The sequence below is a fragment of the Pseudomonas sp. AC532 genome, from assembly GCF_979258965.1.
In genome coordinates this window covers 771,257-786,989 of the sequence record NZ_OZ409888.1, presented here as the reverse complement: position 1 = coordinate 786,989, position 15,733 = coordinate 771,257, and the positions used below count along the sequence as shown (strand labels likewise).

13 protein-coding genes are annotated in these 15,733 nt (G+C 59.0%); all 13 read right to left on the bottom strand.

Translation table 11 applies throughout. From position 1 onward, the window contains the following. Nucleotides 1–2: 2 nt before the first annotated feature. Nucleotides 3–989, bottom strand: coding sequence for a P-type conjugative transfer protein TrbG (gene trbG, locus ACZ0AV_RS03770; protein ID WP_499149792.1), 987 nt, complete (start codon nt 987–989; stop codon nt 3–5). Further along, nucleotides 986–1,693 (bottom strand): conjugal transfer protein TrbF, encoded by a 708-nt coding sequence (gene trbF / locus ACZ0AV_RS03765; protein ID WP_499149791.1) that lies wholly within the window; start codon nt 1,691–1,693, stop codon nt 986–988. The genes trbG and trbF overlap by 4 nt, the downstream gene beginning before the upstream one ends. Before the next feature lie 12 nt (nt 1,694–1,705). Beyond that, nucleotides 1,706–2,866, bottom strand: coding sequence for a P-type conjugative transfer protein TrbL (gene trbL, locus ACZ0AV_RS03760; protein WP_499149790.1), 1,161 nt, complete (start codon nt 2,864–2,866; stop codon nt 1,706–1,708). Continuing rightward, nucleotides 2,863–3,048 carry a hypothetical protein gene (locus ACZ0AV_RS03755; RefSeq protein WP_075932559.1) on the bottom strand — a complete coding sequence of 62 codons (186 nt, stop codon included), beginning with the start codon at nt 3,046–3,048 and terminating at the stop codon, nt 2,863–2,865. Before ACZ0AV_RS03755 ends, trbL begins: the two co-directional genes overlap by 4 nt. A 12-nt stretch (nt 3,049–3,060) precedes the next feature. Continuing rightward, on the bottom strand, nt 3,061–3,795 hold the full coding sequence (trbJ, locus tag ACZ0AV_RS03750; protein WP_499149789.1) for a P-type conjugative transfer protein TrbJ: 735 nt from the start codon (nt 3,793–3,795) through the stop codon (nt 3,061–3,063). Next, nucleotides 3,792–6,221: a conjugal transfer protein TrbE gene (gene trbE, locus ACZ0AV_RS03745; RefSeq protein WP_499149788.1), complete on the bottom strand. Its 2,430-nt coding sequence runs from the start codon at nt 6,219–6,221 to the stop codon at nt 3,792–3,794. Before trbE ends, trbJ begins: the two co-directional genes overlap by 4 nt. Nucleotides 6,222–6,232: 11 nt before the next feature. Further along, nucleotides 6,233–6,505 carry a VirB3 family type IV secretion system protein gene (locus tag ACZ0AV_RS03740; protein WP_499149787.1) on the bottom strand — a complete coding sequence of 91 codons (273 nt, stop codon included), beginning with the start codon at nt 6,503–6,505 and terminating at the stop codon, nt 6,233–6,235. Next, nucleotides 6,502–6,843 carry a TrbC/VirB2 family type IV secretion system protein gene (locus ACZ0AV_RS03735; RefSeq protein ID WP_499149786.1) on the bottom strand — a complete coding sequence of 114 codons (342 nt, stop codon included), beginning with the start codon at nt 6,841–6,843 and terminating at the stop codon, nt 6,502–6,504. The genes ACZ0AV_RS03740 and ACZ0AV_RS03735 overlap by 4 nt, the downstream gene beginning before the upstream one ends. Then, complete coding sequence (gene trbB, locus ACZ0AV_RS03730; RefSeq protein WP_499149785.1) at nt 6,840–7,847, bottom strand: P-type conjugative transfer ATPase TrbB; 1,008 nt, start codon at nt 7,845–7,847, stop codon at nt 6,840–6,842. The genes ACZ0AV_RS03735 and trbB overlap by 4 nt, the downstream gene beginning before the upstream one ends. Next, nucleotides 7,844–8,278: a CopG family transcriptional regulator gene (locus ACZ0AV_RS03725; RefSeq protein ID WP_125851358.1), complete on the bottom strand. Its 435-nt coding sequence runs from the start codon at nt 8,276–8,278 to the stop codon at nt 7,844–7,846. The genes trbB and ACZ0AV_RS03725 overlap by 4 nt, the downstream gene beginning before the upstream one ends. After that, nucleotides 8,275–10,266 (bottom strand): conjugal transfer protein TraG, encoded by a 1,992-nt coding sequence (locus ACZ0AV_RS03720; RefSeq protein ID WP_499149784.1) that lies wholly within the window; start codon nt 10,264–10,266, stop codon nt 8,275–8,277. Before ACZ0AV_RS03720 ends, ACZ0AV_RS03725 begins: the two co-directional genes overlap by 4 nt. A gap of 312 nt (nt 10,267–10,578) precedes the next feature. After that, on the bottom strand, nt 10,579–13,086 hold the full coding sequence (locus tag ACZ0AV_RS03715; RefSeq protein WP_499149783.1) for an NERD domain-containing protein: 2,508 nt from the start codon (nt 13,084–13,086) through the stop codon (nt 10,579–10,581). A 304-nt stretch (nt 13,087–13,390) separates the two neighbouring features. Continuing rightward, a complete protein-coding gene (locus ACZ0AV_RS03710) occupies nt 13,391–15,718 on the bottom strand; it encodes an SIR2 family protein (RefSeq protein ID WP_499149782.1) in 2,328 nt (775 codons plus the stop codon). Between the last annotated feature and the right edge of the window lie 15 nt (nt 15,719–15,733).

The following is a 15,733-nucleotide window of genomic DNA, read 5'->3' as shown; positions in this document are numbered from 1 at the left end:
GCTCAGGGCCTCCATGCCACGCCATCGTTGCGCTCGATCCGCACCACGTCACCCTTGTCGGCGCCTAGGCGCAGCTCGGCCGCGCCGAACAGGCGGTCGACGATGTAGTAGGGCGAGCGGAAACGATAGTTGACCAGCTGCCCGTCACCTTCCGGGCCGATTACGAACATCGGCGGCAGCTCGCCCTGGGCGATACCGGAGGGGAACTGGATATACACCTTGCGCCCATCGTCGAAGGCACGCAGTGGCTTCCAGGGTGGATTGCTGCCGCTGATCGCATAACGAAAGCGCAACTGCTCCAGCGTTAGGCCGGCATCCACCGGCGCCGCGGCCTGGGCGGCGCCAGCGCGGCGTTGCAGGGCGAGCATGCGGTCCTTCGGATAGTTCCAGGACACCGACGCCATCCAGGCCTGCTCGGTGGAACTCAGCTCGATCAGGTAGGTGCGACGCGTAGTGGTGATCACCAGGTTGGTCTTGAGGTCGACCCGCGTCGGTTTGATCAGCACGCTGGTGCGCAACTCATCGCCGCTGCCGCTGGTGGTGTCACCGACGATCCAGCGCACGGTGTCGCCAGCGGCTACGGTGACAAGTTCCTCGCCGGGCTGCAGGTTGATTGCGGTCACCCGTCCTGGGCTGGCGTACACCTGATACAGCGCGCCATCGGAGTAGGGCCACACCTGAATGGCGTTGATATAGCCTTCCCGGCTCGGTGCAACCCGGGCCTCGCGATTGGCGCGCGAGACCCGTACGCGCTCGTCAGCCGGCTCCTTGGCCGGCTTGCTGCGCTGAGTTTCCGGCAGTGGCTTGAGCTGGTCGGGCAGGGCCAGGGGCTTGGGTACTTCCACTACCTCGATGGGCTTGGGCGGCTCCGGCAGGCGCTGTGCTTCTATCGGTTCATCCAGCGCGATCACTGGCGGTTCCTGGCTGGCGCAGCCGGCCAGCATGCTCAGCAGTAGAGGGCATATACAGAGGTTCAGGGAGGTTTTCATGGTTTCTTGGCTCCTTCCGTAGTGTCCAGCTCACGGCTCCAGGACAGGCCGTTGACGTAGATGCCGAGCGGGTTGCGGCGCAGCTTTTCCTCGGTGCGTGGAGGCTGAAGTACTAGCGAGATCACAGCCGTCCAGCGCTCCAGGCCGGCGCCCGAACCATTCACGAAACGGCGTTCAATCCAGCGCACCTGGAACGAGCTGTCGCTGGCACGCACCACACTGGTGACCTCGACAGATACAGACTCCTTGCCGACCCGGGTGAAGGGATCGTTGGCGCGGGCATAGTCATTCAAGGTGGCTGCGCCGCGGTCGGTGGTGAAGTGATAGGCCTCCATCCAGTTCTGCCGCACCACCACCGGATCGATCGACAGCGAGCGCACCTGCTCGATAAAGCGCGCCAGGTGATGGGCGATTTGCGCATCCTGGGGCTGGTAGGGGCTGGCGGCTTCGCCGACGGCGCGCACCTGGCCGAGGTTGTCGACCTCCACCACGTAGGGCGTCACCGTCGACTGCGCCGAACGCCAGACCAGTCCGCCGGCCATCAGCAGCGCCAGGCCCAGACAACCGAAGGCCATCAGTCGCCAGTTGTGTGCCTGCACGAGGCTCCTGCCGATGCGCAGGTCCCAGGCCTGTGCCGCGGCCTGGTAAGGGGTGACAGGTTGAGGAGTGTCGCTGTAGCGCACCCGTGGACGTGTGAATCGCATCTTCGTCCTCCTTTACGAATTCGATGGGTCGCGGATCTGCGGCCCAGTTGATGAACCACCGCCATCGCCGCCACGAAGGGTGTGGGCGACCGTGCTGGTAGCCTGTGAGAGTTGCTGCCTGCGCTGCAGGCGCCTGGCCCAGTCGGGCTGTTTGGCTGGAGCAGTTGCAGGATCGGAAGCTGTGGGGGCGCCACCTGCTGCAGCGCCGGAAGAGGCACCTGCCAGAGAGCGAGCGCTGCCCATGGCCAAGCGTGCTGCACCGGGTGCCATACGTGCGCCCGCCAATACCGCGCCGCCGACACCTGCGGCGACTGCAGCAGCACCAGCAGCCATGCCCGTCGCGCCGAGTGCAGTACCGGCTGCTGCACCAGCACCCAGTTGCGGTGCGCCGGAGACCAGCCCGGTGGCAATGCCCGGCCCGAAAATGCCCAGACCCAGCAGGGCCAGCGAGGCGAGCATGACCACCAGCGCATGGTCAAGGGAGGGCTCGTCCGGCATAGCCTGGAACTCGGCGAACAGCCCGCTGCCAATGCCGACGATCACCGCCAGCACCAGCACCTTGATGCCGGACGCGACCACGTTGCCCAGCACCTTCTCGGCGAGAAAAGCGGTCTTGTTCCATAATGCGAAGGGCACCAGCACGAAGCCGGCGAGGGTTGTGAGCTTGAACTCGACCAAGGTCACGAACAGCTGAATGGCCAGGAAGAAGAAGCTGACGATCACCACCAGCCAGGCGAGAAACAGCACCAGAATGCTGTGCAGGTTGCTAAAGACTTCGGGAAAGCCGCTGAGGCTGCTGATCTGCTCGAGCAGCGGCCCTCCGGCATCAACCCCAATCGCGGCCAATCGCCCTGGCTGCAGAAACTCCGCATGACTCAACCCGGAACCCGAGGCCAGCAGACCCAACCCAGCGAAGGAGTTGAAGACGATCTTGGCCAGGGCATTGAAGTTGCCGATGATGAAGGCGAAGGCACCGACATAGAGGGTCTTGCGGATCAGCTTGGCGCTGACATCCTCACCGCCCATGGCCCAGAACAGTCCGGCCAGGGTCATGTCGATCACCACCAGAGTCATGGTGAGAAAGGCCACCTCGCCGCCGAGCAGCCCGAAGCCCGTATCGATATACAGCCCGAAGACTTCGAGGAATCGGTCGATCACGCTGACGTCGTTCATTGCACGTCCTCGTCGAAGCTTGGCGGGATCGCGGGCAAGTCTGTAGACCGGAGAAACTCGCCGGGCCGAGCACAGCCCGAGTAGAAGCGCTCAGCCGCATCGTCTTGCCGAGCCATGACCCCGTTGTCGACCTGTCCGCAGGCGACCAGCACCAGCAGCGGTAGCAGTGTCAGGAATCTCATGAGGACGCCTCCCTACCGATAGAACTGCACGGGGTAGGGGGTATAGGGCGTGCCGTTGCCCATAAAGCGACGCCGCCGTTCGCGTGCCTCCTCGGCCGCTGCAGACTGCCGGGCAAGCTCCAGGGCGACGGCACGGTTCTGGGTGATCTGCAACTGCTGCGCCTGGATCGACTGCTTGGCCTGCAGGGCCAGCAACTGATTGGTGGCCTGGGCAGTCTGTAAGGCACCATCCGCGGATTGGCTCTGCTGCACCAGAGCGGCCAGGGCGCTCTCATCCTCGGCCAAGTTTTGCGTCACCTGAGCCTGTACACGCAGCGCCGTATGCAGACCATCAAGGCCCTGCTGCCAGCGCTCCCGCGCTTCTTCTGCCAGGCGTTGGCTGCTGACGTCGCCGGTGTACTCGTTCGGGTAGAGTCGGCTGAACTCCTGATCCAGGCGCTGCACTTCGTAGGCCAGCCCTCGCGCCTCGGCGAGCAGCCGCTCGGTATTGGCCAAGCTCGCGCGCAGCTGGCTGACCACGTTGTAGTCCAGGCGCTGCAGGTGACGGGCCTGGTTCAGCAGCATCTGGGTTTCGTTCTGCAACTGGCGAACCTGGTTGTTTGCCATCTCCAGGGTGCGCACCGCAGTCAGCGTGTTCTGCACCAGGTTGGTCGGATCGATTACGGTGAAGGCGTTGGCCGGCTTCAATGCCAGCAGGCCAAATACCAGCAGCGTGGCGCAGGGGAAATGGTGGACAGGGGATCTCATGGCAGGCACTCCTTGCGTGACGAGGGATACGCGGTGAGCAGGTCGGCGGCCCAGTCCAGGCCGCGGTGACGCAACCAGGCAGGGGCAAAATCGGCGGCGCCGGACGTCTGCAAAATGCGGTCGATCTCGCGCTGCTCGGCCGGGCTGGCCGAGGCAGCGAAGGCCAGGGCCACCGGCCCCAGGTCGAGGTCGAGCAGGCGGTTGCCCAGGCGCGACTGGTAGTAGTAATCACGCTTGGGCGTGGCCTGGGCGATGATCTCGATCTGCCGGTCGTTCAGTCCGAAGCCTTGGTAGATGCCGCGGATCTGCGGCTCGCCCGCCTGCGGGTTGGGCAGGAAGATGCGGCTGGCGCAGCTCTCGATGATCGCCGCAGCGATGCTGGAGTCCTTGATGTCGGCCAGCGACTGGGTGGCGAAGATGACGCTGACGTTCTTCTTGCGCAGGGTCTTGAGCCACTGGCGGATGCGCGCGGCGAATAGCGGATCGTCGAGAAACAGCCAGGCCTCGTCGAGGATCAGCAGTGTCGGCGCGCCGTCAAAGCGCTCCTCGAAACGAGCGAACAGGTAGCTCAGCACGGCAGCCACCGCCGACTTGCTGTGCATCAGTTCCTCCATCTCGAAACACTGCACGTCGGCGTTGCCCAGACGATCCTCGTCGGCATCCAGCAATGCGCCATGCGCGCCGCCCAGCACGTAGGGCTGCAGCGTCTGGCGCAGGGCGTTGTCCTGCAGCAGCACGGACAAGCCGGTCAGTGTGCGCTGCGATTCGGGCGCGCCGGCCAGACTGTCCAGCGCCGTCCACAGCGCGGCTTTCTGCTCGGGGTCGACGGCCACACCTTCTTGCAGCAGGCGCGCCTCCAGCCACTCGGCGGCCCAGGCTCGGTATCCCGGCTGATCGATGCGCGCCAGCGGCTGGAAGGCCAGGTCGCCGTCGCCTCCGAGGTCGTAGTGCTCGCCACCCAGGCCCAGCACCGTTGCGCGCAGCGAGCGCCCCATGTCGAAGAGAAACAGGCGCGAGCCTGGGTAGCGGCGAAACTGCAGGGCCAAGGTCGCCAGCAGCACCGACTTGCCCATGCCGGTGGGGCCGGCCACCAGGGTGTGGCCGACGTCGCCGACGTGGGTAACCAGGCGAAAGGGTGTGGCGCCATCTGTACGGGTGATCACCAATGGCGGGCCATCCAGATGTTCGTTGCGCACCGGGCCGGCCCAGACTGCCGAGACCGGCATCAGGTGCGCCAGGTTGAGCGTGGAGATCAGCGGCTGGCGGACATTGGCGTAGGCGTTGCCGGGGACCGACGATAACCAGGCCTCCACCGCGTTGAGGCTCTCGGCGATGGTGACGAAGCCACGTCCCTGAATCACCCGCTCGACCCGGCGCAGCTTCTCGTCGGCGACCTGGGCGTCGGCATCGCTCACCGTCACGGTGGCGGTCACGTAGCCGAAGGCGACCTGGTCAGCGCCAAGTTCCTGCAGCGCCGCGTCGGCGTCGCTTGCCTTGTTCGCCGCATCGCTGTCGAGCAGTGGGCTTTCCTGCTGGAAGATCGCTTCGCGCAGCAGCGCCAGGACTCCTTTGCGCTTGGCGAACCACTGCCGGCGTAGGCGCACCAATTCCTTCTCTGCCTCGTCCTTGTCCAGGCAGATAAAGCGGGTCGACCAGCGATAGGCGAAGCCCAGACGGTTGAGATCGTCCAGCACGCCGGGCCAGGTCGAGGTAGGGAAGCCACGTACCGACAGCACACGCAGGTGTTGCTCGCCCAAGCGTGGCGCCAGGCCGGTGGTCAGCGGACTGTCGGCCAGCAGGGCGTCGAGGTGAAAGGGCACCTCTGGTACGGCCAGCCGATGGCGGTGGGTCGAAACCGTGGCATGCAGGTAAGTCAGCGTCTGGCTGTCGTCGAGCCAGGCGAGCTCTGGCATCACTCCGTCCAGCAGATCGAAAAAGCGATCCGTCTCGGCGACAAAGGCAGCCAGCCGTTCACGCCAGTCGACGCCGCGCTGTGCCCGGTGCTCGTAGAGCAGGCCGGCGGCGCGTGAGCGCGACTCCTCCGGCGGCAGGTAGAGCAGCGTCAGGTGGTAGCTGCTCTCGAAGTGGCTTCCGTGTGCCTCGAAGGCTGCGCGGCGCTCCTCGTCCACCAGCCAGGACAAGGGTTCGGGAAAGGTGCTGTCAGGGTAGAAGGCTGCCGCCAGGCGCTCGGCCTCGATAAACAGCGCCCAGCCCGATCCGAGGCGACGCAGAGCATTGTTCAGGTGCGCCGAGGTGGCCACCAGCTCGCTTTGTATCGCACTGTCCAGATCCGGCCCTCGAAAGCGCAAGCTGCGTTGGAACGAGCCATCTTTGTTCAACAGCACGCCGGGCGCGACAAGGCCGGCCCAGGGCAGCCAGTCGGCGAGCTGGGCGGTGCGACGTTGGTATTCGGTGAGGTTCAACATGGCGGCGCTCCTCACACATCCAGTAGCGACGGCTGCTTGATATGCCGGGCGAAGACCTGGAGGAATTGCGGATCCATGCGGGCACCCCACACCGCCAGCGAGTGGCCGACCAACCAGAGCGCCAAGCCAGGCAGCCAGAGTTGCAGGCCCAGGCCGACCACGGCCGCCAGGGTGCCGTTGAGGATCGCCACGTTACGTGGGGCTCCGCCGAGGAGGATCGGCTCCGCTAGCGAACGGTGCAGCGGCACCTCGAAGCCAGGGATGAGTTCGTGTTCGCCGCTCATGCGATCACCGCCCCGCCGGCAAAGCTGAAGAAGCTGAGGAAAAACGAGGACGCGGCGAAGGCGATCGACAGGCCGAAGACGATCTGGATCAACTTGCGAAAGCCTCCGCTGGTGTCGCCGAAGGCCAGCGTCAGGCCTGTGCTAATGATGATGATCACTGCGATGATGCGCGCCACCGGACCCTGTACTGAGTCGAGGATCGATTGCAGCGGCCCTTCCCAGGGCATGCCGGAACCTGCAGCGAGTACGGGAAGAGACGTGCCCAGGCATACGGCGCCGAGCATCAACGCACTCACGACGCGGTGACGATAAGAATCTGAAAGCTGAGGGACAGTCATGGCTGAGTTCCTGAGGCAGAAGAGGAGCAAAGGAGGGTGTCGATGGAGGTGAACTGGTAGCCGCGCTCGTCATGGCCGATGACGCGGGCGATCTGCTGGACATGGCGTGCGCGACCGCGGCCGGCGAGAAACACCACTAGGTTGACCGCCTCGGCGATCAGCGCCCTTGGTGCGGCCAGGGCGACCTCCAAAATCAATTGCTCCAGGCGCAGTAACGCGCCCTGTGCGGAGCCAGCATGAATGGTGGCTATACCGCCGGGATGGCCGGTGCCCCAGGCCTTGACCAGATCCAGCGCCTCGCCGCCGCGCACCTCGCCGACCACCACACGGTCAGGGCGCAGGCGCAGCGTGCTGCGTACCAGATCAGCCATGGAGACCACGCCAGGCTTGGTACGCAGGGCGACGTGATCACGGGCCGGGCACTGCAACTCGACGGTGTCCTCCAGCACCAGCACGCGGTCACCACTGCCGGCCACCTCGGCCAGCAGTGCATTGGCCAGGGTGGTCTTGCCGCTGCTGGTGCCGCCGGCTACCAGGATGTTTTGCCGCTCAGCCACAGCCACGCGCAGGTACTCGGCCTGCGCGGTGCTGAGGATGCCGTCGGCGATGTACTGCTGCAGCGGGATGACGCCGGTGGCGCGTTTGCGTAGGGCGAAGGTCGGCCCGGCCACCACGGGCGGCAGCACGCCCTCGAAGCGCTCGCCAGTTTCTGGCAGCTCGGCGCTCAGCAGCGGCTTGCTGCGATGTACCTCCTGGCCGACATGCGCTGCCACCAGGCGGATGATCCGTTCACCGTCGGCAGCTGCCAGCGTACCTAGATGGACGCGGCCAGCGGACAGGCGATCCAGCCATAGCACCCCGTCGGGGTTGAGCATCACCTCGACCACGTCAGGGTCATCCAGGGCGGCAGCGATCTGCGGGCCTAGTGCTGTGCGCAACATGCGCGTGCGGCGATCCAGGGAAGTTGCCGCTGCGCTCAGCACTGGGGAAGAGGCGACAGTCATGGACGCTCTCCCGAGACCTGAGCCTCTGCCTGAACCTCTTCGTGTATGTCTCTGACCAGGCTGCGTCCGCGCTGCAGGTGGCGCCCCAGTTGTTCGACGAACTGGCTGAAGCGCAGCTTGCCCTGCGCGCGTGCTGCTTCTTGGTGAGCCTCGGGTACAGGCGTGCTGACCGTGAGGTAGTAGCGCACGTAGAGCGCCACGGTCTCGATCAGGATGTGCTGGTCGCGCTCCAAGCGCTCGAATTGGCGCGATAGCCGGTCCAGGCGCTTGGCCATGGCCACCTCGCGCTGCTCGCCGGACTCGGGTGACAGCCAGGAGGCTAACGCCGCAGCGATGATTGAGGACTTCGACACGCCCTTGGTGATCGCCAATTCGTTCAGGCGCTTGGCATGCTCGGGTTGGATAAATAGGTTGAGGCGGGCTCGGCTCATAGGGCTATTCCATCGTCAGGGTCGAGGGCGGCCAGCCGCGCCACGCGTTGCAGGCGTGGGTCCGGCTGGGTGGGGAAGGGGGCGGGAATATCGTCCTCGTCGAGCAGAAGCAGGTCGCTGGTCAGCTCGTCGTGATTTGGCAACTGTGCGAGCTCCGCCAGTTCGGGCTGACGGCGCGGGCCGCCGTCCTCGATGGTCGAGTCATCGCTCAGGTCGGCCGGCGATGCTGTAACGGCAGCAGGCACAGCCAGGCCGCTCCAGTCGTCTGGGCGTGGCGCTGGTACGTCTGCGTAGCGGCCTGGCTGCAAGCGCGGCGTCGGCAGCACCCGGCTCTGGAAGTTGGCGTCGGTGAAGTAGCGCAGCTTCTTCGCACGAATCGGCGCCAGGCCCGAGAGCATCACCACGGCCTCGTCGTTGGGCAGTTGCATGACCTCTCCCGGGGTCAGCAGCGGGCGTGCGGTTTCCTGGCGCGACACCATCAAGTGGCCCAGCCAGGGCGCCAGACGGTGGCCTGCATAGTTGCGCTGCGCGCGCAACTCGGTTGCAGTGCCGAGGGTCTCGGAGATGCGCTTGGCGGTGCGTTCGTCGTTGGTGGCGAAGGTCACCCGCACATGGCAGTTGTCGAGGATCGAGTGGTTCTGGCCGTAGGCCTTGTCGATCTGATTTAACGACTGCGAAATGAGGAAGGCGCGCAGCCCATAGCCGGCCATGAAGGCTAGGGCCGTCTCGAAGAAGTCTAATCGCCCGAGTGCCGGAAACTCATCAAGCATCAGCAGTAGCTTGTGCCGACGTTCTATGCCGTCGGAGCCGTCGAGCGACTCGGTCAGGCGCCTGCCTACTTGGTTGAGGATCAGGCGGATCAGCGGCTTGGTGCGGCTGATATCCGAGGGCGGCACCACCAGGTACAGCGACACCGGATGCTCGGCCGAGATCAGGTCGGCGATGCGCCAGTCACAGCGCGAGGTGACTTCGGCCACCGTTGGATCGCGATACAGGCCGAGGAACGACATCGCCGTGGACAGCACGCCCGAGCGCTCGTTGTCGCTCTTGTTCAGCACCTCCCGCGCGGCCGAGGCCACCACCGGATGCGGTGTATCGCCCAGGTGCGGCGTGGTCATCATCCGGTGCAGCGTCAGTTCGAAGGTGCAGGCCGGATCGGAGAGGAAGTTGGCGACGCCGCGCAGGGTCTTGTCCCGGCCGGCGTAGAGCACATGCAGGATGGCGCCGACCAGCAGCGCATGGCTGGTCTTCTCCCAGTGGTTGCGCCGCTCCAGCGCGCCCTCCGGGTCGACCAGGATGTCGGCGATGTTCTGCACGTCGCGCACTTCGTGGGCGCCGCGGCGCACTTCCAGCAGCGGGTTGTAGGCGGCCGAGGCTAGGTCGGTGGGGTTGAACAGCAGGCAGTGAGAGAAGCGCGAACGCCAGCCCGCGGTCAGGCTCCAGTTCTCGCCCTTGATGTCGTGGATGACCGCCGAGGCCGGCCAGGAGAGCAGGGTGGGTACAACCAGGCCGACGCCCTTGCCCGAGCGGGTCGGCGCAAAGGTCAGTACATGTTCGGGGCCTTCGTGACGCAGGTACTGGTCGTCGAACTGCCCGAGGAATACACCCGCAGGCTGGGTCAGGCCGGCCTTGCGCACCTCATCCGCATCGGCCCAACGCGCCGATCCGTAGGTGGTGACCCGCCTTGCCTGCCGCGCCCGCCAGATCGCCATGCCGATGGCCACCACCAGTGCCAGCAGGCTGCTGCAAGCGGCGATGCTGCCGCCGACGTTGAAAATGTCCGGCGCATAGGCATCGAAGACGAACCACCACTCGAACAGACGCCAGGGGTGATAGACCGGCGTGCCCAGCAACTCGAACCAGGGCGCGCCAAGGCGAGCCTGGTAACCGAGCGCAGCAGCCGTCCACTGCGTGGCACCCCATACCCCGGACAGGGTAATGGCCAACACCACTAGCACCTGGCCGTACAGAACCGTCGTCGCATGCATCCCTGAACCCAACCTCCCAGGCAAAACGCACGGCACGCAGATGTGCCGTGGGCGAGAGGTTCGGCATTGGGAGGGGAGGGGTCAAAGACCGTTTCGGTGGGGACTGAGACGTATTGGGCGATAGAGAAAACTATGGCGGTTGGCGGGCAAGATCAGTAGGACATGGTGTAGATGACCTGTGGCGACCAACCATCAGGCGGGAATCGGCCAGAAGCAGCCTGTCGCAACCAGCCAGTTTTCTTACAGTTCTGGGTTGACTGCTCAGGCTCGACTCTAAAGCTGAGCGCTACTCAAATCAGAGGAGAAATCGGGTCAGCCGAGTGGAGGGGGCGCATGGTCGTCCTCCACTGGCGAGTAAAAGCCCTTGCTGATCTTCGTCATATAGCCTTTCGAATAGAACGTGCCCATGGCACTGGCGAAAAATTTCCTCCACTCGGTTGAAGATATGGATTTGAGTTCATTGAAGCGATCATAGAGTTCATCCGCGAGGGCATTGGCCTCCAGAACTGCTTCGGGTTTGGCAGTGGTGATTCTTACCTGTACGAAAATATACGCGATCAAATAGAATCTGCGACCCTCTGGTAGTTGAACCCTGAGTACATTCGAGCGCATCCTGGTTCGTTCTGCACGAAACAGCGAGGCGGCTGCGGCAATATTGATGGGCAGATCGGGCTGCAGTTCACGAATGCGATTTTTCGCCAATCTATTGGACACTACTGCATCCATAAGCCGGATTTCATCTATGATCGACTGGTCCGGATAGGACGTTCTAATTTCCTTGGTGTCACATAGCGCACAGCTGCGCTTGCTATCGAAAGAGTGGGGGGTGAGGTCGGTGCACTCTTTGCACGCATCGAAAGCTAGCGCTTTTGAAGAATACGAATATAGGGGGGCTGTAGAGTCTACCGATAACGAATTTATCTTAGCTAGGTTCAAATATCTTTTTGAGTCTTTCGCCCAATGAAAAATGGGCTGAGGCAGCTTGTGCACTAGATAAGCGATCCACATTTCTGCTAGTGACTGTTTTTCGTCGGTTTCTATGAGCCAGGCTTTCCAAGATTCGGCCCACGAAATGTTCAGGCTGGAGAGATTCAGCGACATTCTGTCAGTAGTGCGCGCCACTCTGCTATGAATACGCAGTTTCTCCTGTTCATCCTCCAAGATTTTAAGGTTCTCAGGGACGCTTTTCAGTCGAGTTCTAAAGGCCTCATCGCTGGACCAATTATCGTTGAGAGCGTCGTAAATGGCTATGCATTTTGAAGTTGCCCGAGAGTAGGCGCTAAACAACTCAGCAGTATCAAGCAGCTCCGCGCCAAGGATCAAGACAATAGGCGCTTCTAAACCACGAAATTTCGTGATTGGTTCCCAACGTGGTTTCTCTCTTTGCAAATACTCAATGTACTGTCTTGAAAGGAACCTAGGGATCAATATTACAATATCCTCAGATCGCACCCCGCTATCAATCAGTTTTTGCCTGATCTGAGATATTTTCAGGCATGGATCTGCGGTAATTATTTCGACGGCGGTGTCGTGCTCCAATACCCTTGGGGTCGAATGCTGGAGTTTGGGTGGCACCGCCTCTTCAAGTATGCTCGTTACCGCCTTTGGCATCCGCATGATGATGGTGAGTGGAAAAGAATCTACACCAAGCAGCTCGCTGAGGCCTTTCAACGGGATGTTGTCATGCTCGTACGGGAAGACCTGCGTCTCGTCGCAGAAAAAAGCCTTGGGCTTGTCCTGAAACCATTTAGTGAGGGTTTCGCACCAGGATGGGAGGAGGGCCTGAGACTCGTCGACAAGCAGGGCGCTGTAAGCGGCCATACGCCTTTGCTCAATAGCATCGTTCAGATCGAGCGCGCATTGCTGCCTATACCATTCGTCTTCTTTACCTGGTTCACTGGTGCGGCCCAGAGCGTTGCGCGCCTGGCCACATAGACCATGCCAGGTCACTACATCGCAGCCTTTTGAATCAACAAGCTGGGTGCGGACATACTCCGTGAGCTTGTTGTTAAACGAAACCACCAGCACCTTTTGTTTCTGGGAGGCCAGTCGCCGGGCGGTTTCGATCACGATTAGTGTTTTACCGGTTCCGGGCCAGCCGGTCACGAGCGACGTTTGGTTCTCAAGTACTCTGTTGACAACTGTGCTCTGCTCCCCGGTTAGCTGGAGCCACTGCTTGTTGTCGAAGATGATGCGGCTGGCCCAGCCCCGTCTGCCGTCGATTTCTGGCGTGAGGTATTCAATGACGCGAGCGGCGCGAGATTCCCCCAAATCCGAGTTACCCAAAGCGGCTTTCCAGTAGTCCATCAAGTCGATGACCCGCTGCGTAACGTTCGGCATCTCGCGATAGTCGATGTAGAGCGGTTGTTGGGGGCCAGATGTCGTGTCGTACATGCCAGGCGCGATTGCCTTTCCTGCGAAATCGGAGTCCGGGAAAATAAATCCGTAGCCGATCAGGAGGTGCAGTGTCGGATCCGCCCCCAACCATCTAGCTATCCCATGCACGTTGTTGCGAGTCTGACCAATGGGATCTATAGAGTAATGATTCTTGAGATGTACAAACGCGTTGTTTTTGACACTATATTTGCCGCTCTTCACTTCTAGCACGAGCAGCCCTTTCTCCGGATGGATGATCAAGAAGTCAATCTCCCCGGTTGGTTTTGCCCGAGGGTCGACTTTCCTCACTGCGGAGGAAAGCCACGGAAGGCTATGGATGACAACGTAGTCGTCCGGCAACTCCGCTTTGAGGATGCTGTAAAGATCTCGCTCACCTTTGCTCTCGGTGCCACGGGGTCCATTGTCCGGGATCATCCTTGCCATCGATACAGCACCTTTTACATATTAAGCTCAAAACCGCAGATGTACTCGAATGAGCGAAAAGGGGGATAGCTTTATTTACCGCTCCTTTGTCCGCTTCTGGCCGGATCCCGCCTGTCATGACCGGCAGAGGTCGGCCAGAAACAGACGTCTATGCTGGTGCGCTGAGAATGGTTATCCTGTAAATGATGCAATGAAATCCACTATTTTAAGTGGGCACTATCGCCCTTATGGGCTGGATGAGGAAGTGACTTAATCGGGCGTTTGTCATTTGATTACGGCACCTCCGCACCCATGAAACAATACATCAGCGACGCGGAGTCTCCAAATAAGATTTAAGCTTCTGGATTCTTTCTCGATTCATCAAGCCAAACTCACCATTAGAATTAAAAAGATCAGTAAGTGATCGATTTACAACATCCCGGCGCCCAAAATTATATTTAACGATAATTTTTTGAATGTACGATTGATTGTTACTTTGATTTTCAAATGACTCAAGATAATGTTCGAGTATTTCAGCAAGCAAGACAGAGTTCTTGGTCATGTCATACTTTTTACCATATAACTGCGCAAGTATTAGCGTTGCACTGTAATAAGTTTCATTTTTCAGCTTTGCATTGTCCAGCCTAACCTTTTTTGCGTGCCTTATCCCTATATCAATTTCGGATTGGCTCTTACCAGCCATAAGTTCACATTTAGCCATCTGCAACCAATAGTGAGAGCTGTCACCAAATGTATCGCTTAGGGCGCTGTGAATATTGCGAATTAAATTTGCTGCACCATATTGATCTCTTGAAAATATATCATTTAGCTTGTCAAATCGAATAATTGTATTGGCGGCCTCTCTAAGACCGGCATCGTATAGCGTTCGTACAAGTTCCGCCGTTAAATTCACCATTTTAACGGGGGCTTGTCTGGCTATATCTCTTATTGCATTAATTAGCCATGATTTTGAATTGCTCAAAATTATATTGCCAGGTCCTGATATCTCGCGTTCGGCGTCGAATAGTATTTCGTATTTTTGGGTAAAGTCATCCGGGGCCAAGTACGGATTAACAGCATACACTTGACTAGATGTTGCCTTCTCAAAGGCCGCACAAAGCAATCCAATTTTAATGGCATCGTCATCCAAAGGATTTTCAAATATTCTGGAGGGCCCAATTTCGCCTTTGAATTCTGTGTGGACGCGGTACGAAAAATCTAGAAGACTTTCGTTTGCCTGTATGGTTGGCAATCCTAATCGGTTTAAATTTATGTTGTATTCTTGAGTCTCTGACTCGTCTAGTAAGTGACTAATCGAAAGCTCATAATATTTTTGTTGTTTTCTATCGAAAATATTCTTGAAGTTTTCGAGGTCTGATTTTGATATTGCTATAATAATTTTATTGGTTGGCTCAAGATTTAATGCCAGTAGATCCGACAAGTCGTTATGGCTCAAGCTATTAGAGTCAAACAGGAATATGGTATCCTTCGACTCCTTAATTGCACGACCTACAGCCTTAGAATAACTGCTGGTTGATGGAAAAAAATGAACGTTGAACTCCTTTAGCTCCAAGTATACCTGTAGGAGTAGATTTGTTTTTCCTGAAAACCTTCGGCCCGTAATGATGCTAATGTTATTTTTTGTAAGCGGGAGTCTGGCACTACCTAAAGCGGTTCGCTGAACTAGGCATGGCGGAATACTTGCTTCAAGCTCGTCTTCACTGAACTTGATTACTGGCCCTCCATTTGCGATGTGCTTCAGTATTTCACTGCCAGGTGTCTCAACGATGTTCAAGTTTTTCACTCGTGACTCTATTTCTACTTGCGCGAGTGTGTCATAGAGCCATTCGTATATTTGATCGTACTCATCAAAGTAAATTACATTTGATATACCATAACTACTCAATGTCATTTCATCAATCAAGGTGGGTTTTGATTTTTTGAGAAAAATTGAATTGGAGAAGCTATATTTGTGTGATAGAAGCTGAAGATCGATTTCCTCGTCAAGGCTGCACCCAATAAATAATAGCGACCCATTTTTCGCGAGATTTCCGAGAAATGTAAGCATTGACTTATTGCTAGTGACACTATCCGTATAGTCATGCCAAGTGAAAATCAGCTTCGTGTCAGGATGGGCGCAGTATTCGGTTATGTCGCCATGTATCTTGAACAGAGACTTACGAGTAGTAAGGCTTTCGTACGTAATCGGCTTGTGAGGCAGTACTTTAAAATACTTCGGCGCATAACTCTCGATAGCATCATCAATATTAAATGTGAAAATATTTGGCCAGTCGAGGTCTATGACTTTCTTTTTGCTTTCAGTCAGTTTGACTTTTGAGAATAGCGACTCAAAATATCTAGTCGCTGATGTACTTGGAAAAAGTTCGGGCCGAGCGACCATGGAAAAAGCGGTTTTGAGTTTGTTGATGCTTTTGATTTGGGGGATCAGTGCTTCCTCTGTACAGTTTTGGATGCAAATATTTTTTATTCCTTCCATCAGTGCTTCTGCGTTGGGCACTGTGCCTTTGTAGCTTTTGCAATCTTTTGTAAGACCCGCGCCAAAGAAAGGAGTCAGTTCAGAGCGTTTATATAAAAGCTGGATATTTTTTGCAGCAGCAGGATCTGTGAAATGTAAGCTAGTGATGGGGGACATGAGGCATCCGTTCCG